This is a genomic window from Bradyrhizobium daqingense (genome assembly GCF_021044685.1).
Taxonomy (GTDB): domain Bacteria; phylum Pseudomonadota; class Alphaproteobacteria; order Rhizobiales; family Xanthobacteraceae; genus Bradyrhizobium; species Bradyrhizobium daqingense.
Map to the genome: position 1 here is coordinate 2,538,150 of NZ_CP088014.1, position 21,024 is coordinate 2,559,173.

A 21,024-nucleotide genomic window follows, 5' to 3' on the forward strand; every position below is an offset into this window, starting at 1 on the left:
TTGATGCCCCCGCCCGCCGTCGCGCTTGTTGAACACAGGTTTCCCACACAATGACTTCGCGCTCCAAGACTGCACTCCGCAAGCTCGCCACCAAGAAATCCGCCGCCAAGAAGTCTGTCGCCAAGGCAAAGCCCTCCAAATCTTCGTCTGCAAAGTCTTCGTCTGCAAAGTCTTCGTCCGCAAAATCTTCGCCCGCAAAGCCCGCGAGCAAGATCGGCAAGCTTCCGGAGTGGAACCTGGCCGATCTCTATTCCGGGATCGATGCGCCGGAAGTGGCGCGCGACCTCGAAAAGATGGATGCCGACTGCGTCGCGTTCGAGACGGACTACAAGGGCAAGCTCGGAACAGGGACAGCAAACGAAGATGGCGGAAAATGGCTCGCCGAGGCGGTGCGACGCTATGAGGCGATTGACGATCTCGCCGGCCGTCTCGGCTCCTATGCCGGTCTCGTCCATGCCGGCGACAGCGTGGACCCCAAGATTTCAAAGTTTTACGGCGACGTGTCCGAGCGCCTGACGGCGGCCTCGACGCATCTTTTGTTTTTCGCGCTCGAGCTCAATCGGATCGATGACGATATTTTGACCCGCGCGCTGGAGGCGCCGGAGCTGGCGTATTACCGCCCGTGGATCGAGGATCTGCGCAAGGAGAAGCCGTATCAGCTCGACGACAAGCTCGAGCAGCTGTTCCTGGAGAAGGCGCAGACCGGCTATTCAGCCTTCAACCGGCTGTTCGACCAGACCATCTCGGCCTTGCGCTTCAAGGTCGGCGGGAAGGAGCTGGCGATCGAGCCGACGCTCAATCTGCTGCAGGATCGCGACGGGGCCAAGCGCAAGGCCGCAGCGGAGGCGCTGGCCAAGACCTTCAAGGAAAATGAGCGCACCTTTGCGCTGATCACCAACACGCTGGCCAAGGACAAGGACATCTCCGACCGCTGGCGCGGCTTTCAGGATGTCGCCGATTCCCGCCACCTCAACAACCGCGTCGAGCGCGAGGTGGTGGACGCGCTGGTCGCCTCCGTGCGCGCGGCCTATCCAAAGCTGTCGCATCGCTACTACGCGCTGAAGGCGAAGTGGTTCGGAAAGAAGCGGCTCGCTTATTGGGACCGCAACGCGCCGCTGCCCTTTGCCGCGACGGACGTCATCGGCTGGCCCGATGCACGCAATATGGTGCTGACGGCCTATCGCGGCTTCTCGGTAGAGATGGCCGACATTGCCGAGCGCTTCTTCATCGACCGCTGGATCGATGCGCCGGTGCGTCCGGGCAAGGCGCCCGGCGCGTTCTCGCATCCGACCACGCCGTCGGCGCATCCTTACGTGCTGATGAACTACCAGGGCAAGCCGCGCGACGTGATGACGCTCGCGCATGAGCTCGGCCATGGCGTGCATCAGGTGCTCGCCGCGAAGAACGGCGCGCTGATGGCGCCGACGCCGCTGACGCTGGCGGAGACGGCGAGCGTGTTCGGTGAGATGCTGACCTTCCGGCGGCTATTGGCGCAGACCAAGAGCCCAAAGCAGCGCCAGGCGCTGCTCGCCGGCAAGGTCGAGGACATGATCAACACCGTGGTGCGGCAGATCGCGTTCTATTCCTTCGAGCGCGCGGTCCACACCGAGCGCAAGAACGGCGAGCTCACCGCGGCCCGGCTCGGCGAGATCTGGCTGTCGGTGCAGGGTGAGAGCCTGGGGCCGGCGATCGAGATCAAGGCGGGCTACGAGAACTACTGGATGTACATCCCGCACTTCATCCACTCGCCGTTCTACGTCTACGCCTATGCGTTCGGCGATTGTCTCGTGAACTCGCTCTATGCGGTATACGAGCACGCGGCCGAGGGTTTTGCCGAGCGCTATCTCGACATGCTCGCCGCAGGGGGAACCAAGCATTATTCCGAGCTGCTGCGTCCGTTCGGGCTGGATGCCAAGGACCCGAAGTTCTGGGACGGCGGCCTCAGCGTCATCGCGGGGATGATCGACGAGTTGGAGGCGATGGGGTGAGGGTGAGGCCGTAAAACATTTGTTGAACGGGCAGCGGGCTGATGTTATACAAATGTATAACGAGGTGTGGCCATGAACGAGAACGCGAACCCCAACGACCTGAAGAACGAATCGACGGTGCTGCAGGTGCGCAAGATCGGCAATTCGATCGGCGTTATCCTGCCGAAGGAGCTCGCGGCTCGTCTGAATCTCAAAGAGGGCGACAAGCTGTTTCCGGTCGAGCAATCGGACGGTGGCGTCTTGCTGACCCCGCATGACCCCGACTTCGAAAAGGCGATGGAAGTCGCGCGGCGAGGCATGAAGCGTTATCACAACGCGCTCGCCGAGCTTGCCAAATGAGCGAGCCGATCTGGCTGACGCGCCGGATCATTATAGCGATCCACGACGAACAGCTGGCGATCCATGGCGGTGCAAGCGGCCTGCGGGACGAGGGCATGCTCGAATCCGCGCTCGATCGGCCCAAAAACAAATGGTCGTACGAGAGCGCCGGTCTTCCTGAACTGGCGGCGGCGTACGCCTTCGGCATCGCGGGCAACCATCCGTTCGTCGACGGCAACAAACGTACGTCTCTGCTGGCGCTGTACACGTTTCTCGGCGTTAACGGCATCGACTTCGTTGTGCCGGAGGCGGAAGCGGCCGCCATCATCATGTCGCTCGCTGCCGGTGACGTCAGCGAGGAGAACCTGACGCGCTGGATCCGCGACAATTGGAATTCCAAATGAGGCGATTTGCGGGAAAACGGCTTCCAGGTGCCGTTGCCCTGTCCAGATCTTTAAGGTAATCCCAGCCCGAGAATTCGACTTTCGACTGGGGACATTCCATGGCTGACCATAGCGAAGTGGCGTACACCACCGCCGACGGCAACGACTACGTTGCCCACGAGCAGACCTACGAGGGCTTCATCAAGCTGGTGAAGTACGGCACCGTCTCGGTCGCGCTCATCGTCATCCTGATGGCGATCTTCCTGACCTGATCTGACTGATCGGCAGCTGCACACGCCAGCGGCAGCGGCTGCCCAGAAAATTTGCATCCAAGCCGGTGTTAAAACCGGTATCGAACGCCGCGGGAGTAACGCTCAGTTTTGCGCGCGCGCTGTCATGCGCCGCCGGAGGCCTCATGAAGATTGCCGTTGCCAAGGAAATCGATCTGTCGGAGCCGCGTGTCGCCGCTTCGCCTGATACGGTGAAGAAGTTTAGGGCGCTTGGCGCCGAGATCGCCGTCGAGCCGGGTGCCGGCCTCAAATCTGGCCTGCCGGATTCCGAATTCACCGCCGTGGGCGCCACGGTCAGCGCTGACGCGCTGAAGGATGCCGACATCATCATCAAGGTGAAGCGCCCTGAAGCCTCCGAGCTTGCGCAGTACAAGCGCGGTGCGCTCGTCATCGCCATCATGGATCCCTATGGCAACGAGGCCGCGCTGAAGACGATCGCCGACGCCGGCGTTTCCGCTTTCGCGATGGAATTGATGCCGCGCATCACGCGCGCGCAGGTGATGGACGTGCTGTCGTCCCAGGCGAATCTTGCGGGTTACCGCGCCGTGATCGAGGGCGCCGAAGCCTTCGGCCGCGCCTTCCCGATGATGATGACGGCGGCCGGTACCGTCCCTGCCGCGAAGGTGTTCGTGATGGGCGTCGGCGTCGCCGGCCTGCAGGCGATCGCGACCGCCCGCCGTCTCGGCGCTGTCGTGACCGCGACCGACGTTCGTCCCGCAACGAAGGAGCAGGTGGAATCGCTCGGTGCTAAATTCCTCGCCGTCGAGGACGAGGAGTTCAAGAACGCGCAGACCGCCGGCGGCTACGCCAAGGAGATGTCCAAGGAGTATCAGGCCAAGCAGGCCGCGCTCACCGCCGAGCACATCAAGAAGCAGGACATCGTGATCACGACCGCGCTGATTCCGGGCCGGCCCGCGCCGAAGCTCGTCAGCGCCGAGATGGTCAAGTCGATGAAGCCGGGCTCGGTGCTGGTCGATCTCGCCGTCGAGCGCGGCGGCAATGTCGAGGGCGCGAAGCCGGGCGAGGTCGTCGACCTCGATGGCATCAAGATCGTCGGCTACACCAACGTCGCAGGCCGTGTCGCGGCCTCGGCCTCCAGCCTCTACGCACGCAATCTGTTCTCCTTCATCGAGACCATGGTCGACAAGAAGGAGAAGAAGCTCGCCGTCAACTGGGACGACGAACTGGTCAAGGCCACCGCGCTCACGAAGGACGGCGCCGTGATCCACCCGAACTTCCAGCCGAAGGTGTAAGGAGAGCCGCCATGGAGCATGCTGCACAACTCGTCGATCCCTTCATCTTCCGGCTGTCGATCTTCGTCCTCGCCGTGTTCGTCGGCTATTTCGTGGTGTGGTCGGTGACGCCCGCGCTGCACACGCCGCTGATGAGCGTGACCAACGCCATCTCATCGGTGATCGTGGTCGGCGCACTGCTCGCGGTCGGCGTCGGCATGGTTTCGAGCGGCTCGGGCTGGGCGCGCGGCTTCGGCTTCGTTGCGCTCATCTTCGCCTGCGTGAACATTTTTGGCGGCTTCCTTGTCACCCAGCGCATGCTGGCGATGTACAAGAAGAAGTCGAAGTAAGCGGCCACCTCGGGCTGAAGGGATCAATGGGGACCTGAGATGAGCGCCAATCTCTCTGCATTCTTGTATCTCGTGGCGGGGGTGCTGTTCATCCTGTCGCTGCGCGGGCTGTCGAGCCCGGCATCGTCGCGCCAGGGCAATCTGTTCGGCATGATCGGCATGGCGATCGCGGTCGCCACCACGCTGGCGAGCCATCCGCCGGCCGACGGCGTGGCCTGGGTCCTCGTGATCCTCGCGGTCGCGATCGGTGGCGGCATCGGTGCAGTGATTGCCCGCCGCGTGCCGATGACCTCCATGCCGGAACTGGTCGCCGCCTTCCACTCGCTGGTCGGCATGGCCGCGGTGCTGGTCGCGGCCGGCGCGTTCTACGCGCCGGAGGCCTTCGACATCGGCAAGCCCGGCGCCATTCATGCCTCCAGCCTGGTCGAGATGTCGCTCGGCGTCGCCATCGGCGCACTGACCTTCACCGGTTCGGTGATCGCTTTCCTCAAGCTGTCCGCACGCATGAGCGGCGCGCCGATCATCCTGCCGTTCCGCCACATCATCAACATCGCGCTGGCCGTGGCGCTGGTGTTCTTCGTCGTCCGTCTCGTCCTCACCGGCGGCGCGTTCGACTTCTGGATGATCACCATCCTGGCGCTGGTGCTCGGCGTGCTCATGATCATTCCGATCGGCGGCGCCGACATGCCGGTCGTGATCTCGATGCTGAACTCCTACTCTGGCTGGGCCGCCGCCGGCATCGGCTTCACGCTCGGCAATTCCGCGCTGATCATCACCGGCGCGCTGGTCGGCTCGTCGGGCGCGATCCTGTCCTACATCATGTGCCACGCGATGAACCGGTCCTTCATCTCGGTGATCCTCGGCGGCTTCGGCGGGGAGACCGCCGCGGCCGGCGGTGGTACGGGCGAGCAGAAGCCGGCCAAGCTCGGCTCGGCCGACGATGCGGCCTTCATCATGAAGAATGCGCAGAAGGTCATCATCGTGCCCGGCTATGGCATGGCGGTGGCGCAGGCCCAGCACGCGCTGCGTGAAATGGGCGACATTCTGAAGAAGGAAGGCGTCGAGGTGAAGTACGCCATTCACCCGGTCGCCGGCCGCATGCCCGGCCACATGAACGTGCTGCTGGCCGAAGCCAACGTGCCCTATGACGAGGTGTTCGAGCTCGAGGACATCAACTCAGAATTCGCGCAGGCCGACATCGCCTTCGTGATCGGCGCCAACGACGTCACCAATCCGGCGGCCGAAGAGGACAAGTCCTCGCCGATCTACGGCATGCCGGTGCTCCAGGTCTGGAAGGCCGGCACGGTGATGTTCATCAAGCGCTCGCTCGCCTCCGGCTATGCCGGCATCGACAATCCGCTGTTCTACCGCGACAACACCATGATGCTGCTCGGCGACGCCAAGAAGGTCACCGAGAACATCGTCAAGGCGATGTAGCGCGAGGCGCGCGGACCGTGGCCATCAACAAGGAATGGCGCATCGCATGCCAGTGAAGGCGACGCGCGAGCAGCGCGTCGGCTGGCACGCCGCCCACAAGGCGGCGTGCGGCTGCCGCGACATTCCGGCGAGCCTCCGGCCCGACGTCATCAAATTGCTGCGGAGCCGTCGCAAGCCGTGAGCCGAAAGGCCGGCCGCGCATCATGACCATCGTCAAGTGGATCGCCATCCTGCTCGTGACCGCCTATTGCGCCGGTCTCCTCGTGCTGTATGTCCGCCAGCGCGAGATGCTGTTTCCGATCCCACGTGTCGGCCGCACCTCTCCCGATGCCGCGGGCCTGCCCGAGGCGGAAGAACACATCCTGACGACGTCGGACGGCGAGAAGGTCATCGTCTGGCACGTGCCGGCCAAGCCCGGCCGCCCCGTGATCCTGTACTTTCCCGGCAATGGCGATTTTCTCGCCGGCCCCGTCAGCCGCTTCAAGGCGATGACGGCCGACGGCACCGGTCTCGTCGCGCTGTCCTATCGCGGTTACGCCGGCTCGAGCGGGGCGCCGAGCGAGCAGGGGCTGCTGCGCGACGGTGCGGCCGCCTATGCTTTCACCACCGCGCGCTATGAGGCGGAACGGATCGTTGCCTGGGGGTTTTCGCTCGGGACGGGCGTCGCGGTTGCCATCGCCTCGGAGCACCGCGTTGGAAAACTCATCCTGGAGGCGCCCTATACATCGACCGCCGACATTGCGGCTGCATCGTTCTGGTACGTTCCAGTCCGCCTGCTGATGCGCGATCCCTTCCATTCCGACGAGCGCATTACGCGCGTCACTGTGCCGCTCCTCGTGATGCATGGCACCAATGATCTTGTCATTCCGATCGCGTTCGGAGAGCGTCTGTTCGCACTCGCCCGTGAGCCCAAACGGTTCGTTCGCATAGAGGGCGGCGGACACGAAAATCTCGACCAATATGGCGCGATCGAAACAGCGAAAGATTTCATTGGCAGCTGACAGCTCGTTTGCACGTTGCGGGTCCGCGCTCGCCGTCGTCTGCCTGACGCTTCTGCCGCAGAATGCGTTTGCGGCAGCCGGTCTCGACGGCGCGGCGATGCGCTGGCCCTACGCACTGCCCTTTGCCGGCCTGCTGCTGTCGATCGCTCTGGGGCCGCTGCTGCTCCCAAAGATCTGGCATCATCATTACGGCAAGATCACAGCGGGCTGGTCGCTGCTGGCACTCGCAGCGCTCGTCGCCTTTGCCGGCAGCGCAGCGACGCTGGCGGCGCTCGTGCACGCCATGCTCGCCGAATATCTCGGCTTCATCGTGCTGCTGTTCGCGCTCTATGTCGTGGCCGGCGGCATCCTCATCACCGGCGACATCAAGGCGACACCAGCGACCAATGTCGGCATCCTCGCGCTCGGCACGGTCGGAGCGAGCATCGTCGGCACCACCGGTGCCGCGATGATCCTGATCCGTCCCCTGATCCGCGCCAACCGGCCGCGGCGCCACAATGCCCATGTCGTCATCTTCTTCATCATCCTGGTCGCCAATGTCGGCGGCGCGCTGAGCCCGCTCGGCGATCCCCCGCTGTTCGTCGGCTTCCTGCACGGTGTCGACTTCTTCTGGACGACGCGGACCATCTGGCTGCAGACCGCCATCGTGGCCGGGCTGCTGCTCGCGATCTTCGCCGTCATCGACGTCTGGCGCTTTCGCAGCGAGCCGCCCCCGGCCGACACAGGCCGCGGGGAACCGTTGCGCATTCGCGGCCTCGTCAATCTGGTGCTGATCGCGGCGATCGTCGCGAGCCTGCTGGCGTCGGCAATGTGGAAGCCCGGCATCGCCTTCGACATTTTCGGCACCAAGCTAGAGCTGGAGGACGTCGCGCGCAATCTGGCGCTGCTGGCCATCGCGGCGTTGTCGGTGTGGCTGACGCCCGACGAGCACAGACAGGCCAACGGCTTCACCTGGGAGCCGATCCGCGAGGTCGCAAAACTGTTCGCGGGCATTTTCGTCGCCATCATTCCGGTCATCGCCATGCTCAATGCCGGCCATCACGGCGCGTTCGCCTGGCTGCTGTCGGCAGTGACCGCGCCGGACGGTGCGCCGCGCGAGGTCGTCTATTTCTGGTTCACCGGCCTGATGTCCGCGTTCCTCGACAATGCGCCGACCTATCTATTGTTCTTCGAGCTCGCTGGCGGCAATCCGCAGGTGCTGATGCATCAGCTCTCGGGCACGCTCGCCTCGATCTCCATGGGCGCGGTCTACATGGGTGCGCTCACCTATATCGGCAATGCGCCGAACTTCATGGTGAGCAGCATCGCCCGCGAGAACGGCATCGAGATGCCGAGCTTCTTCGGCTATTTCCTGCGCGCCGGCGCCGTGCTGATCCCGCTTTTCCTGCTGCTGACGCTGCTGCCGATCGCGCCGATCCTGCACTGGCATTGAATCTCGCGCCTGATTTGCTACTGCTGATCCAAGCAAATGGAAGCGGTGGATGAGCGCGCATAATCCGATGCCCCGGACGGCCTGGATCTTTCCGGCGCTGGCCATGCTGTTGTTCGCAGCCGTCAGCGCCACGGACTACGTGTTCACGCTGTCGCTCGGCGGGCTCGTCTTCGCCATCGTCCTTCTCGTCATCCTGTTCGGCACGGTGTTTGCCGCGGTCCATCATGCCGAGGTGATCGCGGAACGGGTCGGCGAACCCTATGGCACGCTGGTGCTGACGCTGTCGGTGACCATCATCGAGGTGGCGCTGATCACCACGATCATGCTGGGCGACAAGCCTGCCCCGGCGCTGGCCCGCGACACCGTGTTCGCCGTCGTCATGATCGTCTGCAATGGCCTCGTCGGGCTCTGCATCTTCATCGGCGGCCTGCGTTATCGCGAGCAGGGTTTTCAGCTCTCCGGCGCCAACGTCTATCTCAGCGTCCTGTTCGCGCTCGCGACCATCACGCTGATCATGCCGAATTACACCACCACCACGCCCGGACCGGTTTATTCGGCGGTCCAGCTCGGCTTCGTCGACGTGGTCACGCTCGCGCTGTACGGCGTGTTCCTCTACACCCAGACCGTCCTGCACAAGGATTACTTCGTCCACGAGCGGGCGGGCGGCGGCAGCGGCGAGGCGCATCCGTCGGGCAGGACGTTGGTGCTCAGCGTTGTGCTGCTGCTGATCGCGCTGCTGGCGGTCGTGCTGCTTTCCAAGAAGTTTTCGCTGGTGGTCGACGCCGTCGCCATCAAGATCGGCGCGCCGCCGGCCTTTACCGGACTTCTGGTCGCGCTCCTGATCCTGATGCCGGAAGGCGTCGCGGCCGTTTCGGCGGCCCGCAAGAACGACCTCCAGAAGAGCATCAACCTCGCGCTGGGCTCCTCGCTGGCGACAATCGGGCTGACGATCCCAGCTGTCGGGGTTGCCACTTACGCGCTCGACAAGGAGCTCGAGCTCGGCCTCAACGCCCAGGGCAGCGTGCTCATGCTCCTGACCTTCTTCCTGAGCATGCTGACCTTCGGCACGGGAAGGACCAATGTCCTGTTCGGACTGGTCCATATGGTGGTATTTGCGGTCTACGTGTTCATGGTTTTCGTGCCCTGAGGCGCGATACGGGGAGTTCCGATGCTTGCCGCCAAGTCCGAGGTTCAGATCGACAACGAAGAGGTCCGGGTCACCGAATGGCGGCTTGCGCCTGGCAGTGCCACCGGGCATCACACCCACGGCATGGACTACGTGATTGTTCCCGTCGTGGCGGGGGAAATGACCATCGTGGCGCCGAATGGCGAGCGGTCCAAGGCGCAGCTTGCGGCAGGGAAATCCTATTTCCGCAAGGCCGGTGTCCAGCATGACGTACTTAACGAAACCTCAACCGAGATCGTGTTCCTTGAAATCGAGCTGAAACCGTAAGTTGGCGCGACTGTTTGCCATCGATCCGTCGCAGTTGATCCCTCACAATGCCCTAAAGTTCCCGCATCAGATCGCGCGGGGAGTGGCCGAGAAATGCTGAAATACCTCGCTAAAATCTCGATGGATATTTTCCCCTCGGTGCTCGCGACGATCATCGGGGCTTACATCGTTAACCACTACATCAATGCCAAGCCCGCCCCCGATGCTCCAGCAGCCGTGACGGCGCCGGCCCAGGCTGGCAGCGAGGGCAAGCCGACCGACACCGCCAACCTTCCCGCGCCCGGCGTCAAGGCCAAGGGCGTCTCCGAGAAGAGCGTCTCCGAGAAGAGTGTTACGGACAAGGCGGCGGCCGAGAAGCCTGCCGATCATCAGCCCGCTGCCGAGACCAAGGCCGCGGATGTGGCTCCCGCCGAGACCGGTCCGCGTGGCCGCATGCCCCCGCGTGAGAAAGCCGCTGCCAAGTCCAATCCGGCGCCCGCCGCTCCGGCCGTCGTGGAGGCCAATTCGGCGCCGGCTGCAGCATCCCCGGCCCCTGACGCCAACGATCTCGCGCGCGCCGCCATCGAGCGGTTGCGCAAGTCGCCCGAGGGCAGGGCCCCCGAGGCGAGATCCTCCGAGACCAAGTCCTCTGAAACCAAATCTGCCGAAACCAAGCCGGCGGAGCCGCCGGTACGCGAGGCTGCCCGTACGCCGGAGGCCCCGCGTGTCATCACTGCGGAGCCGTCCATGGTCCGTCCGCTGCCGCCGCCGATCACGGTGTCGACGCCCTCATCCGATGCCTATGGCAATGGCGGCGGGTCACAGGGGAGCCCGCCCTACACGGCCTCGATCGGCAAGGACGATCCAACCCGGGTGACGCCGCCGGCCGATATTCCCGTGCCGGTGATCGCGCCGCCGCTCGACCTTCGTGCCGATGTCGGTGGCGCTCTGCCGCGGCCGAAGAAGACGAATGTCGCCGACGAGATGCTGTCGGGCATGAAGTCGATGTTCCAGGCGGTGCTGCCGAAGGGCGCCACACCCGATTAAGGCGGCGGCAGAGCCGCGTTGTCAGCCGCCGACGCGGGCAAGGCCGCTGCGGGCGGTGTCGTCGCGTGGGCGAAGCGCGACGGCCTTGGTGTAGGACGCCGCCGCCTTGGCCCTGTCGCCCAGCCGCTCATAAGCCTGTCCTCGCGTGGTCCAGACTTGCGCGTTGTGCGGATCGGCCTCGGACGCCTCGTCAAGATCGGCTGCGGCCTCCTTGGCCTTACCGAGTGCGAGATAGCTGGTGGCGCGGCCGAGTAGCGGCTCGACCTTCTGCGGGTTGAGCCCGCTCGCAGCACTGAAATCGGCGATCGCGAAATCGTGCTGGTTCTTGCCCTGATAGATCAAGGCACGACCATAGAGCGCCTGCGCATTGTAGGGATCGAGGCCGATTGCGCGATTGAACTCGTCGAGCGCAACTGCAATCTCGCCCGATTTCGCCAGGGACTGCGCCTTTGCCGTATGGGCCTGGGCTTCGCTGACATTGCCTGGGCTGACCGCGCTTTCGGCGGTCGCAGCTGCCGTCGCGGCTGCCCTGGGCGCCTCCGGGGGCTTCTCCTTCTCCGGCATCAGCGATCCCAGATCGAAGGAGCAGCCGCACAGCGCAATTCCCATCGCAAGCAGCGCGAACGGTCGCTGCCAGATCTGGCGTCGCCGCGCCACGCCGCGCTCGGGGAAAGGGGAGGCCATTTACGCTTCGCTCGCGCTAGAGCATCCGGAAAGTGACAGCGGGACGAGAGCGCGATGATAAGTCGAGCGCCTCAACACGCTTTGGCGCCGCATCGGCAGTGCCCCGTCCCAGAAGGACACTGCTCACAAAACAATAACGCGGGCCAGGGGCCCGCGTCATCGAAAACTGAAGTCTTGCTAAATGCAGTCGATCAGCGCGGTCCGCGCGGACCTGCACCCGGGCCGCCACGACCACCGCGATCGCCGCCGGGACCGGCGCCGAACACCGGCTTCGGCTTCATCGGCAGCAGGCCTTCGCGCTGGAGCTTCTTGCGGGCCAGCTTGCGTGCACGGCGCACGGCTTCGGCCTTTTCACGGGCCTTCTTCTCGGAGGGCTTCTCGTAATGACCGCGGAGCTTCATCTCGCGGAAAATTCCCTCGCGCTGCATCTTCTTCTTCAGCGCCTTGAGGGCTTGATCGACATTGTTATCGCGAACGAGAACCTGCACGCGGCATCCTCTTCAGGTGGATCGGATTTGAATTCTGGTAAGTCAAAGGGGATGGCGAAACGCACAAGCCCTTAACCTTGAGCGCGCGGATGTATCAGACAAAACCCAGGATGTCCACCGGCCAAGCGGGGATTTGGGCCAAGTTCGGCCATTAAATGCGGCGAAAATACCTCCGTATGGACGCGATTTGGGTGATTCGGCGCCAAAACGCGGGCCATTTTCCGGAAGTTGATCCGGAGCTGAAATCAGGGGAGACGCCACATGGACTTGAAAAAATACGCAGCCGAAGCCATCGGCACCTTTTGGCTCACATTCGCAGGTTGCGGCAGCGCGGTGATCGCCGCCGGCTTCCCCCAGGTCGGCATTGGCCTGGTCGGTGTTTCCCTCGCATTCGGCCTGAGCGTCGTCACCATGGCCTATGCGATCGGGCACATCTCGGGGTGCCATCTCAATCCGGCCGTCACGGTCGGCCTTGCCGCCGGCGGCCGCTTTCCGGCCGGCCAGATCCTGCCCTATGTGATCGCCCAGGTGGCGGGCGCAATCGTGGCTGCGGGGCTGCTCTATGTCATCGCGAGCGGGGCGCCCGGCTTCGACGTCACCAAGGGCTTCGCGTCCAATGGTTATGACGCGCATTCGCCCGGCCAGTACAGCATGATCGTGTGCTTCCTGACCGAGGTGGTGATGACCATGATGTTCCTGTTCATCATCATGGGCGCCACCCATGGCCGAGCGCCCGCGGGCTTCGCGCCGCTCGCGATCGGGCTCGCGCTGGTGATGATCCATCTCGTCAGCATCCCCGTCACCAACACCTCGGTGAACCCGGCGCGCAGCACCGGCCCCGCGCTGTTCGTCGGCGGCTGGGCGATGGCGCAACTCTGGCTGTTCTGGGTGGCACCGCTGATCGGCGGGGCGCTGGGCGGGGTGATCTATCGCTGGCTCAGCGAGGAGCCCACGGGCATCGTCGCGGGCGTGAAGACGGCGTAGAGCGTTTTTGCGCAAAGCGGGATCGCAGCGCTTGCTGCGGTCCCCTCATTTGTCCTTGGTCGGCCGGACTTCGGTGACGTGGCCCATCTTGCGGCCGGGGCGCGGCGTGCCCTTGCCATAGATGTGCACCGTCGCGCCGGGCACGGTCAGCCACTTGCCGTAGTCGTTGATCTCGTCGCCGATCAGGTTGGTCATGGTGACGATCTCGCCGTGCCGCACCGGCTTGCCGAGCGGCCAGCCGGCGATGGCGCGGATGTGCTGCTCGAATTGCGACACGGAGGCGCCGTCCAGCGTCCAGTGGCCGGAATTGTGCACGCGCGGGGCGATCTCGTTGACCAGCACCTTGGGCCCGGCGCCATTGGCGAGCACGAACATCTCGACGGCGAGCACGCCGACATAGTCGAGCGCGCTCGCGATCGTGCCGGCGATGCTGCGCGCGTCCTCGGCGAGCGAATCGGGAATCTGCGCGGGTGCGCGGGATATCTTCAGGATGTGGTCGCGGTGCTCGTTCTCGGTGACGTCGAAGCATTCGACCTGGCCCGTGGCGGAGCGCGCCGCGATCACGGAGATCTCGCGCTCGTACGGCACGAAGGCTTCCAGGATCGCCGATTTGGTGGCGAGGCTGGTCCACACCTTCGCGATGTCGTCGCCCTCGCGGATGATGGCCTGGCCCTTGCCGTCATAACCGAACCGGCGGGTCTTCAGCACGGCCGGAAGGCCGATCCTGACGATCGCCTCGCGCAGCGACGCGACCGACGTCACGTCCGCATAGGCTGCGGTGCCGATGCCGAGCTTCGTCACGAAATCCTTCTCCGCCAGCCGGTCCTGCGTGGTCTCGAGGATCTTGCGGTTGGGCAGCACGGGGCGGCGGGCATCCAGCACCATCGCGGCCGCCGACGGCACGTTCTCGAATTCGTAGGTGATGACGTCGACGTCATTGGCGAACAGCTCGAGCGCCTCGACATCGGCATATTCGGCGCAGGTTGCATTCAGGACCACGTCGAAGGCCGGCGAATCCGGATCGGGCGAGAACACCTGGCAGCGCAGCCCGAGCCGCGCCGCAGCCATCGCCAGCATCCGGCCGAGCTGTCCGCCGCCGAGGATTCCGATGGTGTCACCGGGCTTCAGCTTGACCTGCCTGGCCTCGGTCACGCCTTGTCCTCCGGGCGCTCGGCCACCGCATCGGTCTGCGCCTTGCGCCAGGCGGCGAGGCGATTCGACAGGGTCGGGTCGGACAGCGCCAGCACGGAGGCCGCCAGCAGCGCCGCGTTGATCGCGCCGGCCTTGCCGATGGCGAGGGTGCCGACCGGGATGCCTGCGGGCATCTGCACGATCGAATACAGCGAATCCAGGCCCTTGAGCGTCTTGGATTCGACGGGCACGCCGAACACCGGCAGTTCCGTCAGCGCCGCCGCCATGCCGGGCAGATGCGCGGCACCGCCGGCGCCGGCGATGATGACCTTGTATCCGGCGGCCCTGGCGCCCTTGGCGAAAGCGAACAGGCGGTCGGGGGTGCGGTGTGCCGAAACGATGCGGGTATCGGCGGCGACGCCGAGCGCGGCAAGCGTATCGGCGGCATGCCGCATCGTGTCCCAGTCCGACTGGCTTCCCATGATGATGGCGATCGGCGCGGTCATGACGTCAATTGTGCTCGGAAAACAGAAAGATAGGCCAGATTAATGGTTCCGGCCGGCGGCTCGCAAGGCGGTGGCAAGGAGAAGGGAATGCACTATCCTGTCTTGGTGAATCCCCGCAAGCCTTCATTGAGCAGGATGCCCATGAAGAAGCCAAAAAGGGCGCGTGCTGCGAAGGCCAAAATGGGCCGGAAGACCAGCGCCACCCGCTCCAAAACTGCTGCCAAGCGCTCCGCCGGGCCGCGGCAGCGGCGAACGCCGGCCGATGGGGCCACGGATACAACCAAGGCGATCATCCGCGGCCTGCGGAGTAAGCTCAAGGCGGCCGAGCGCCGGGTTGCGGAGCTCGAGGCGGCCGCCGACACCGACTTCCTTCTCGAGATTCCGAACCGGCGCGGGTTCGAGCACGCGCTCCAACGTGCCGTTGCCTATATGAAGCGCTACCGCGCCAGCGGCGCCCTGATCGTGCTCGACGTCGATCGGCTGAAGCCGATCAACGATTCTTTTGGACACGCCGCCGGCGACGAGGTGCTGAAGGCGATCGCGGCGACGTTGACGCGGCAGGTCCGCGCCTCGGACGTCGTGGGCCGTCTCGGAGGCGACGAGTTCGCGCTGCTGCTGTGGAATCTCAGCGAGACCGACGCCATGGCGAAGGCCGCCATCTTCGAGCAGGCGGTCGACGAATTGTCATTCACCTTTCGGGGCCAGCAGGTGACTGCTGGCGCCTCCGCCGGCGTCGCGCTGCTGGGAGCGCAGTCCGACGCTCGCCGCGCCCTCGAGGAGGCGGATGCCGCCATGTATGTGCGCAAGGCGCACCGGCGGCACGAGCCGCGGATCAGGCTGGTGAGCAGCTGACGTTACAGCGTGGCCAGATCTTCCGGCACATTGCCGAATTTGCGCAGCAGCGTGGCGTCGCCGAACTCGCCGGTCATCGGATCGCCGCTGCGGCTGAACGCAACCGCACCGATGTGGCCCGCACCACGCGACAAGGCCTCGGCGCGCCGCAACGCCGCCGAGGAGCTCTGGCATTCCTCGGCGGCGCCGGCGACCGGCGAGCCATCGGCATCGATCAGGAAGGGCATTGCAACGTAATAGGTTACATCTGACATGGCGTTGCGCTCCAATGGTGAAGCTCAGGCGGCGCTGCTCTTGCTCCGCGATGTCTCGGGAATGCAGCCGGCGGCAATCGCCGCCTGCAATTCTTCCAGCTCCGTCTCGAGATATTCGTTGGCCATGATCAGCGCCTTGATGGTGCTGCGCAGATTGCCGTCGCACATCGCGATCGCCTGATCGCAGGCTTGTTCATAGTGGCTGTTATCGAGAAGGGCGGTTGCCGGCATCTGCGTTGTTCTTCTGCCTTGTCTGGCGTGTTCTTCGGCGTGGTCGCTGGGCCTTGCCCGTCGGCGTTTTCCGCGGCGCTGGGGTGTCGAATGTTCCTATTTTGTTCTTTGCGAGTCAAGCGGATTCAGATGCGGCGAGCGGCCGCGAGATCGGCTCAGCTCTCAGGCTATGATGTCGGGGGTGATCTGGTCTTCGATGAACGCTATGCGATCGCGCAGCAACAGCTTGCGTTTCTTCAGCCGCTGTAGCCGCAACAGGTCGGGGGCGGGCGATTGATGCAATGCATCGATCGCCACATCGAGATCTCGGTGTTCCTGCTGCAACCGGGTGAGCTCGGCTTCGAGCTCACGCTCGTCTTCATTGGTCATGTCTGCGGTGGCCGAAAACCGATAGGCGTGAGATCTGGGCTGTGGATGCCCTGTGGAAATTATCGTCCTTGCGCGGCGTGATCGCAAGCGATCTCGGATCGCCGCTCGACGATCTCCCGCAACATATTTCTGCGGATCGCCGAGGGGCTGCGCAAGCGCATTGATATCATGGATTTTTCCCGCGCGGTTCCCGTACTCACGCTTCGTTACATATGAATTTTCAAAAATGACGGAGCGACGACGGATATCCGTCGACAGAACGAATCGGTGATGTAGACTTGCTCGTCCGGATCGAATCCTGAGGTTCAACCCTACCGAGGAGGTTTCGAATGACAATTCAGGCACATCTGGTTGAATTGGAGCGGAAGCACAAACTTCTCGAAAACGAATTGCACGAAGCTCTCGTGCACCTTTCAACAGACGACCTGCAAATTGTTGAGTTGAAGCGCCGGAAGTTGATGGTCAAGGACCAGATCGAGCGTCTGAAGCAATCTGGCGACACGCTCCACTAGTACCCCCGTAACAATGTAGAGTTGATCACCCTTCACGCAGGGATGACGCCTTTGCGCTCATCCCTGCTGCGAGGGACGTACGCGCCGTGCAAAGATGTTTGCACGGCGCTTAGATGTCTGCGAGCTCGGCAACGTGATCCGCGATCGCGAGCGACGACGTCAGCCCCGGCGATTCGATGCCGAACAGGTTGATCAGACCTGTGACGCCGTGATCGCGCGGGCCCTGCATCAGAAAATCCTGCGTGGCCACCGCCGGGGGCACGATCTTCGGACGGATGCCCGAATAGCTCGGCATCAACGCGCCGTCGGGCAGCGTCGGCCAGTATTTGCGGATCGCCGGATAGAAGCGCTCGGCACGTGACGGGTCGACCTCGTAGTTGATCGTCTCGATCCACTCGACGTCGGGGCCGAAGCGGGCCTGCCCCGCCATGTCCAGCGTCAGGTGCACGCCCAGCCCGCCCGGCTCGGGCACGGGGTAGATCAGGCGCGAGAACGGCGCCCTGGCATTGCAGCTGAAGTAGTTTCCCTTGGCGAGATAGGCCGGTGGAATGCGGTCCAGCGGCATGCCCTCGATGTTGCGCGCCACATGCGTGGCCGAGAGCCCCGCGGCATTGACGAGGAGGCTGCATTGCAGGGTCATCGGCGCTTCGCCGCCGGCTTCGATCTCGATCACGCCGGCGGCTGCCTTGGCACGGATCAGGGGCGTGTGGAATGCGAAGGCCGCGCCCGCTTCCTCGGCTTCGCCGCGCAGCGAGAGCATGTAGGCGTGGCTGTCGATGATGCCGGTCGAGGGCGACAGCAGTGCGGCATCGCAGGCGAGCGCCGGCTCCAGCGCGCGTGCGGCCTCACCCGAAAGCAGCTCCATGTCGAGCACGCCGTTGGCTTCGGCATGCGCCTTGATCGATTGCAGCTTTTCCGTCTCCTTCGCACTGGTCGCGACGATCAGCTTGCCGCAATTCTTGTGCGGAATGCCGCGTTCGGCGCAGTAGCGATAGAGCGCGTGCTTGCCGTCCACGCACATGCGCGCCATCCAGCTCCCGGCGCGGTAGTAGATACCGGCATGGATCACCTCGCTGTTGCGTGATGACGTGATGGTGCCGATGGCCTCGGCTTCCTCGAGCACGATGACCTCGCGCCCGGCCCGCGCGAGCCTTCGAGCCACCGCGAGCCCGACCACGCCGGCTCCGATGACGACGCAGTCGACCCTATCCATGGTTGTGCAGGCGGTCCGCTGGAGGAGGCGGTGGCAGGAGCGCTGGAGAGGCGGGCGTGCGGCCGTTTTCCGTTAAGGAAGCGTTTATCATGTCAGGGCAATTGCCGTATTTCGCGTCACATTTTTCCGTTGCACGTACAGGCGTTTACCCGATCCAAACCCGTGAAGCCAGACAATCCGACGTTGAAATCGCGGGTGGCTGATGGCTGAGAAGAATTGGCACGTGGGCAGCACGCTTCCGATTGCTGTGCAGGCCGTCGTGTGCCTGGCCGGCGCGGTCGCGCCTGCGCGCGCCTCTGCGCTGTCGGACGCCTTCGCCGCTCCGGCTGATCTCGCCAGGCTCAATCCCAGTGTAATCTGGGAAGCCCTGATTGCGGGCATCGTCCTCTGCTCGTTCCTCGCCGCGATCGTACTGTGGATCCATTCCTCGCTGCGCCGGACCCGGCGCTTGCAGTTGCGGCGCAATGCCTTCGTCTCCTCCGCCATGAATAATCTCAACCAGGGCGTGGTGATGACGGATGCGCAGCGGCGCGTCATCTTCTGCAACGACCGCTATCTCGAGATCTATGGCCTGACGCGGTCGGAGATCCGGCCCAACATGACCGGTCACGACCTTCTCGAGCTGCGGCGCCGGCGGGGGGTGCTGGATACCGCGACCGACGAGGAGTTCTACCAGAAGGCGTCGAGCACCAACGGCTTGATCACCGAACTGCCGGATGGGCGGGCCATTCTGGTGAAGTTCTTCGTGCTGCCGAACGGTGGCTCGGTGGCGACGCATCTCGACGTCAGCGAACAGCGCAGACTGTCGCAACAGCTCGCCTCCACCAAGCAGTTCCTGGAGACGGTGCTGGACAACGTGCCGGCCTGCGTCGCCGCCAAGAACATCGAGGACGGCCGCTATATCTTCGCCAATACGGCCTATGAGCGCTTCTGGGGCTTCTCGCGGGACCACGCCGTCGGCAAGAACGCGCGCGAGCTCTTCGCGCCTGCTTCGGCGGCCACCATCGAGGCGACCGATCGTGCGGCGCTCGATTCGCCGGACGGCCAGTTCCGCAACGAGTTCGAGGTCGAGCGTGGCGGAGAGCGGCGCATGGTCGCCTCGATCCGGATCGCGGTCCGCAATGACGGCGACAAGCCCGGATTCCTGCTGCTGGTGTTCGAGGACATCACGGACCGCCGCTCGCTGTCGGAGGAACTGGAGAGCACCAAGAGGTTCCTCGAGCTCGTGGTCGACAACATCCCGGTGGCGCTGATCGTGGAGCAGGTCAAGGACGGCCGCTATCTGCTCGCCAACCGCAGCGCCGAGTCGATTCTCAACCGCAGGCGCGAGGAGACCACGGGCCTGACCGCCGCCGATATCTTCAATCCCAGGGAAGCCAAGCTGATCATCGCGCGCGACGAGGCCGCGATCAAGAAGCGCGGGATGATCACCGAGGAGCATCCGATTTCCACCAAGGACGGCCTGCGGCTGTTCCTGACCCGCCGCGCCACCGTGCTGAACGATGCCGGCGAGCCGCAATATCTGATCAAGACCCACGAGGACGTCACCGATCGCCGGCAGACCGAGTCGCGCATGGCGCACATGGCCTATCACGACGGCCTCACCGACCTGCCGAACCGCGCCGCCTTCCTGCAGGCGCTGACCCAGATGATCGAGGCCTGCGAAGGCACCAGCGAGGAGTTCGCCGTCCTCTGCGTCGATCTCGACGGCCTCAAGGAGGTCAACGACGTCTTCGGCCATGCGCTTGGTGACAAGCTCTTGATCGAGGTGGCCCACCGGCTCCTGGACTCCGCGCGCGGCGGGGTGGTGGCGCGCCTGTCGGGCGACGAGTTTGGCCTGATCATCGACGGCAAGCAGCCGCAGGCGGGCCTGGCGCTGGCGCAGCAGATCGGCGAAGCCGTCGCCCGCGAATTCCAGATCGACGGCCGGCCGGTCCGCGCAGGTATCACCACCGGCATGTCGATCTTCCCGCATAACGGCGCTGATGGCGCCTCGCTGCTCGCCAATGCCGGTGCGGCCCTGTTCCGCGCCAAGCAGAAATCGCGCGGCACGATCAGCCTCTATCAGCCGGAGATGGACCAGCAGATCCGCGATCGCCGCGTGCTGCATCAGGACCTCTCTATGGCGATCAAGAACGGCGAGCTTTCGCTCGCCTTCCAGCCGCAGGGCGTCGCCGGCAACAGTGTCGCCGAGAGCGAGATCATCGGCTTCGAGGCATTGGCGCGCTGGCAGCATCCGGTGCGCGGCCAGGTCTCGCCGGCCGAGTTCATCCCGATCGCGGAGGAAAGCGGCCTGATCGTCGAGATGGGCGAGTGGATCCTGCGCGAGACCTGCCGCGAGGCGGCGTCCTGGCCGAAACCGCTCCAGGTCGCGGTCAACCTGTCGCCGGCGCAGTTCATGCACGGCGACGTGGTCGGACTGGTCCATTCGATCCTGATCGAGACCGGCCTTGCCCCTGGCCGGCTCGAGCTGGAGATCACCGAAGGCGTCTTGATCGAGGATTTCGCCCGCGGCCTTGCGCTGCTGCGCCGGCTGAAAGCGCTCGGCGTGCGCATCTCCATGGACGATTTCGGCAGCGGCTATTCCTCGCTGAGCTATCTCCAGGCGTTCCCGTTCGACAAGATCAAGATCGACCGCGCCTTCATCATCAATCTCGGCCGCAACCCGCAATCGGCGGCGATCGTGCGTGCGGTGATCGATCTCGGCCACGGCCTCGAAATGTCGATCATCGCGGAAGGCGTCGAGACCATCGACCAGCTCGCTTTCCTGGCCAAGGAAGGCTGCGACGGCGTGCAGGGCTATCTGCTCGGCAAGCCCTTGCCGATCGGCAAATATGCCGACCTCGTCGGCCGCGCCGAAGTCATGGAGCTTGCGCTCAAGACCGGCTAG

25 protein-coding genes are annotated in these 21,024 nt (G+C 64.4%); 17 read left to right on the plus strand and 8 right to left on the minus strand.

What is annotated here, in order from left to right; all coding sequences use genetic code 11:
* The first annotated feature begins 50 nt into the window (after positions 1–50).
* The 13 genes from LPJ38_RS12135 to LPJ38_RS12190 all read left to right on the plus strand — a co-directional run bounded on the left by LPJ38_RS12135 (position 51) and on the right by LPJ38_RS12190 (position 10,910).
* Positions 51–1,988, plus strand: coding sequence for a M3 family oligoendopeptidase (locus LPJ38_RS12135; RefSeq protein WP_145632670.1), 1,938 nt, complete (start codon positions 51–53; stop codon positions 1,986–1,988).
* A gap of 72 nt (positions 1,989–2,060) precedes the next feature.
* Entirely contained in the window at positions 2,061–2,327 is a 267-nt protein-coding gene (locus LPJ38_RS12140) for an AbrB/MazE/SpoVT family DNA-binding domain-containing protein (RefSeq protein ID WP_008546231.1), read from the plus strand.
* Positions 2,324–2,710 carry a type II toxin-antitoxin system death-on-curing family toxin gene (locus LPJ38_RS12145; RefSeq protein WP_145632665.1) on the plus strand — a complete coding sequence of 129 codons (387 nt, stop codon included), beginning with the start codon at positions 2,324–2,326 and terminating at the stop codon, positions 2,708–2,710. The genes LPJ38_RS12140 and LPJ38_RS12145 overlap by 4 nt, the downstream gene beginning before the upstream one ends.
* A gap of 98 nt (positions 2,711–2,808) precedes the next feature.
* Positions 2,809–2,961 (plus strand): aa3-type cytochrome c oxidase subunit IV, encoded by a 153-nt coding sequence (locus LPJ38_RS12150; RefSeq protein WP_008546229.1) that lies wholly within the window; start codon positions 2,809–2,811, stop codon positions 2,959–2,961.
* A 143-nt stretch (positions 2,962–3,104) separates the two neighbouring features.
* Positions 3,105–4,232, plus strand: coding sequence for a Re/Si-specific NAD(P)(+) transhydrogenase subunit alpha (locus LPJ38_RS12155; protein ID WP_145632663.1), 1,128 nt, complete (start codon positions 3,105–3,107; stop codon positions 4,230–4,232).
* Between the two features lie 11 nt (positions 4,233–4,243).
* Positions 4,244–4,561, plus strand: a complete 318-nt coding sequence (locus LPJ38_RS12160) for a proton-translocating transhydrogenase family protein (RefSeq protein ID WP_008546224.1) — start codon at positions 4,244–4,246, stop codon at positions 4,559–4,561.
* 39 nt (positions 4,562–4,600) lie between these two features.
* Positions 4,601–5,998 (plus strand): NAD(P)(+) transhydrogenase (Re/Si-specific) subunit beta, encoded by a 1,398-nt coding sequence (locus tag LPJ38_RS12165; protein ID WP_145632660.1) that lies wholly within the window; start codon positions 4,601–4,603, stop codon positions 5,996–5,998.
* A gap of 46 nt (positions 5,999–6,044) precedes the next feature.
* Positions 6,045–6,179, plus strand: coding sequence for a hypothetical protein (locus LPJ38_RS37925; protein ID WP_283811468.1), 135 nt, complete (start codon positions 6,045–6,047; stop codon positions 6,177–6,179).
* Between the two features lie 22 nt (positions 6,180–6,201).
* On the plus strand, positions 6,202–6,999 hold the full coding sequence (locus tag LPJ38_RS12170) for an alpha/beta hydrolase (RefSeq protein WP_145632657.1): 798 nt from the start codon (positions 6,202–6,204) through the stop codon (positions 6,997–6,999).
* Positions 7,000–7,096: 97 nt separating this feature from the next.
* Positions 7,097–8,431: a sodium:proton antiporter gene (locus LPJ38_RS12175; protein ID WP_404438556.1), complete on the plus strand. Its 1,335-nt coding sequence runs from the start codon at positions 7,097–7,099 to the stop codon at positions 8,429–8,431.
* Positions 8,432–8,480: 49 nt separating this feature from the next.
* On the plus strand, positions 8,481–9,578 hold the full coding sequence (locus LPJ38_RS12180; RefSeq protein WP_145632650.1) for a calcium:cation antiporter: 1,098 nt from the start codon (positions 8,481–8,483) through the stop codon (positions 9,576–9,578).
* Positions 9,579–9,599: 21 nt separating this feature from the next.
* Positions 9,600–9,884 (plus strand): cupin domain-containing protein, encoded by a 285-nt coding sequence (locus tag LPJ38_RS12185; protein WP_145632647.1) that lies wholly within the window; start codon positions 9,600–9,602, stop codon positions 9,882–9,884.
* Positions 9,885–9,977: 93 nt separating this feature from the next.
* Complete coding sequence (locus LPJ38_RS12190; RefSeq protein WP_145632644.1) at positions 9,978–10,910, plus strand: hypothetical protein; 933 nt, start codon at positions 9,978–9,980, stop codon at positions 10,908–10,910.
* Positions 10,911–10,931: 21 nt separating this feature from the next.
* On the opposite strand, the gene LPJ38_RS12195 is transcribed toward LPJ38_RS12190, so the two are convergent.
* Entirely contained in the window at positions 10,932–11,594 is a 663-nt protein-coding gene (locus LPJ38_RS12195) for a tetratricopeptide repeat protein (protein ID WP_145632641.1), read from the minus strand.
* 191 nt (positions 11,595–11,785) lie between these two features.
* Entirely contained in the window at positions 11,786–12,082 is a 297-nt protein-coding gene (gene rpsU, locus LPJ38_RS12200; RefSeq protein ID WP_008546194.1) for a 30S ribosomal protein S21, read from the minus strand.
* Between the two features lie 261 nt (positions 12,083–12,343).
* Between rpsU and aqpZ the strand changes: the two genes are divergently transcribed.
* Complete coding sequence (gene aqpZ, locus LPJ38_RS12205; protein WP_145632639.1) at positions 12,344–13,066, plus strand: aquaporin Z; 723 nt, start codon at positions 12,344–12,346, stop codon at positions 13,064–13,066.
* Positions 13,067–13,111: 45 nt separating this feature from the next.
* On the opposite strand, the gene LPJ38_RS12210 is transcribed toward aqpZ, so the two are convergent.
* A complete protein-coding gene (locus LPJ38_RS12210; RefSeq protein WP_145632636.1) occupies positions 13,112–14,218 on the minus strand; it encodes a 5-(carboxyamino)imidazole ribonucleotide synthase in 1,107 nt (368 codons plus the stop codon).
* On the minus strand, positions 14,215–14,703 hold the full coding sequence (gene purE / locus LPJ38_RS12215; protein WP_145632633.1) for a 5-(carboxyamino)imidazole ribonucleotide mutase: 489 nt from the start codon (positions 14,701–14,703) through the stop codon (positions 14,215–14,217). The genes LPJ38_RS12210 and purE overlap by 4 nt, the downstream gene beginning before the upstream one ends.
* A gap of 141 nt (positions 14,704–14,844) precedes the next feature.
* Between purE and LPJ38_RS12220 the strand changes: the two genes are divergently transcribed.
* The gene (locus tag LPJ38_RS12220) at positions 14,845–15,555 is read left to right on the plus strand and encodes a GGDEF domain-containing protein (RefSeq protein WP_167520442.1); all 711 of its coding nucleotides are present in this window, start codon (positions 14,845–14,847) and stop codon (positions 15,553–15,555) included.
* A 2-nt stretch (positions 15,556–15,557) separates the two neighbouring features.
* Here the strand turns inward: LPJ38_RS12220 and LPJ38_RS12225 are convergent, their stop codons facing one another.
* From LPJ38_RS12225 to LPJ38_RS12235, 3 genes are all read right to left on the minus strand, one after another.
* Positions 15,558–15,809 (minus strand): hypothetical protein, encoded by a 252-nt coding sequence (locus LPJ38_RS12225; RefSeq protein WP_100179446.1) that lies wholly within the window; start codon positions 15,807–15,809, stop codon positions 15,558–15,560.
* Between the two features lie 24 nt (positions 15,810–15,833).
* A complete protein-coding gene (locus LPJ38_RS12230) occupies positions 15,834–16,040 on the minus strand; it encodes a hypothetical protein (RefSeq protein WP_008546180.1) in 207 nt (68 codons plus the stop codon).
* Between the two features lie 162 nt (positions 16,041–16,202).
* Positions 16,203–16,409, minus strand: a complete 207-nt coding sequence (locus LPJ38_RS12235; protein WP_145632627.1) for a YdcH family protein — start codon at positions 16,407–16,409, stop codon at positions 16,203–16,205.
* Positions 16,410–16,738: 329 nt separating this feature from the next.
* Here LPJ38_RS12235 and LPJ38_RS12240 point away from each other — a divergent pair, with 329 nt between their 5' ends.
* Positions 16,739–16,921 (plus strand): YdcH family protein, encoded by a 183-nt coding sequence (locus LPJ38_RS12240; protein WP_008546178.1) that lies wholly within the window; start codon positions 16,739–16,741, stop codon positions 16,919–16,921.
* A gap of 109 nt (positions 16,922–17,030) precedes the next feature.
* Here the strand turns inward: LPJ38_RS12240 and LPJ38_RS12245 are convergent, their stop codons facing one another.
* On the minus strand, positions 17,031–18,134 hold the full coding sequence (locus tag LPJ38_RS12245; protein WP_145632624.1) for an NAD(P)/FAD-dependent oxidoreductase: 1,104 nt from the start codon (positions 18,132–18,134) through the stop codon (positions 17,031–17,033).
* A gap of 202 nt (positions 18,135–18,336) precedes the next feature.
* Here LPJ38_RS12245 and LPJ38_RS12250 point away from each other — a divergent pair, with 202 nt between their 5' ends.
* On the plus strand, positions 18,337–21,024 hold the full coding sequence (locus LPJ38_RS12250; protein ID WP_145632621.1) for a sensor domain-containing protein: 2,688 nt from the start codon (positions 18,337–18,339) through the stop codon (positions 21,022–21,024).

Coding starts and splice junctions, on each gene's coding strand:
- LPJ38_RS12250 (WP_145632621.1), top strand. CDS start 18,337: ATGGCTGAGAAGAATTGGCACGTGGGCAGCACGCTTCCGATTGCTGTG.
- LPJ38_RS37925 (WP_283811468.1), top strand. CDS start 6,045: ATGCCAGTGAAGGCGACGCGCGAGCAGCGCGTCGGCTGGCACGCCGCC.
- LPJ38_RS12145 (WP_145632665.1), top strand. CDS start 2,324: ATGAGCGAGCCGATCTGGCTGACGCGCCGGATCATTATAGCGATCCAC.
- LPJ38_RS12150 (WP_008546229.1), top strand. CDS start 2,809: ATGGCTGACCATAGCGAAGTGGCGTACACCACCGCCGACGGCAACGAC.
- LPJ38_RS12195 (WP_145632641.1), bottom strand. CDS start 11,594: ATGGCCTCCCCTTTCCCCGAGCGCGGCGTGGCGCGGCGACGCCAGATC.
- purE (WP_145632633.1), bottom strand. CDS start 14,703: ATGACCGCGCCGATCGCCATCATCATGGGAAGCCAGTCGGACTGGGAC.
- LPJ38_RS12185 (WP_145632647.1), top strand. CDS start 9,600: ATGCTTGCCGCCAAGTCCGAGGTTCAGATCGACAACGAAGAGGTCCGG.
- LPJ38_RS12175 (WP_404438556.1), top strand. CDS start 7,097: ATGCGCTGGCCCTACGCACTGCCCTTTGCCGGCCTGCTGCTGTCGATC.
- LPJ38_RS12225 (WP_100179446.1), bottom strand. CDS start 15,809: ATGTCAGATGTAACCTATTACGTTGCAATGCCCTTCCTGATCGATGCC.
- LPJ38_RS12220 (WP_167520442.1), top strand. CDS start 14,845: ATGAAGAAGCCAAAAAGGGCGCGTGCTGCGAAGGCCAAAATGGGCCGG.
- LPJ38_RS12160 (WP_008546224.1), top strand. CDS start 4,244: ATGGAGCATGCTGCACAACTCGTCGATCCCTTCATCTTCCGGCTGTCG.
- LPJ38_RS12190 (WP_145632644.1), top strand. CDS start 9,978: ATGCTGAAATACCTCGCTAAAATCTCGATGGATATTTTCCCCTCGGTG.
- LPJ38_RS12135 (WP_145632670.1), top strand. CDS start 51: ATGACTTCGCGCTCCAAGACTGCACTCCGCAAGCTCGCCACCAAGAAA.
- LPJ38_RS12155 (WP_145632663.1), top strand. CDS start 3,105: ATGAAGATTGCCGTTGCCAAGGAAATCGATCTGTCGGAGCCGCGTGTC.
- LPJ38_RS12140 (WP_008546231.1), top strand. CDS start 2,061: ATGAACGAGAACGCGAACCCCAACGACCTGAAGAACGAATCGACGGTG.
- LPJ38_RS12170 (WP_145632657.1), top strand. CDS start 6,202: ATGACCATCGTCAAGTGGATCGCCATCCTGCTCGTGACCGCCTATTGC.
- LPJ38_RS12180 (WP_145632650.1), top strand. CDS start 8,481: ATGAGCGCGCATAATCCGATGCCCCGGACGGCCTGGATCTTTCCGGCG.
- LPJ38_RS12165 (WP_145632660.1), top strand. CDS start 4,601: ATGAGCGCCAATCTCTCTGCATTCTTGTATCTCGTGGCGGGGGTGCTG.
- LPJ38_RS12240 (WP_008546178.1), top strand. CDS start 16,739: ATGACAATTCAGGCACATCTGGTTGAATTGGAGCGGAAGCACAAACTT.
- LPJ38_RS12245 (WP_145632624.1), bottom strand. CDS start 18,134: ATGGATAGGGTCGACTGCGTCGTCATCGGAGCCGGCGTGGTCGGGCTC.
- LPJ38_RS12235 (WP_145632627.1), bottom strand. CDS start 16,409: ATGACCAATGAAGACGAGCGTGAGCTCGAAGCCGAGCTCACCCGGTTG.
- LPJ38_RS12230 (WP_008546180.1), bottom strand. CDS start 16,040: ATGCCGGCAACCGCCCTTCTCGATAACAGCCACTATGAACAAGCCTGC.
- aqpZ (WP_145632639.1), top strand. CDS start 12,344: ATGGACTTGAAAAAATACGCAGCCGAAGCCATCGGCACCTTTTGGCTC.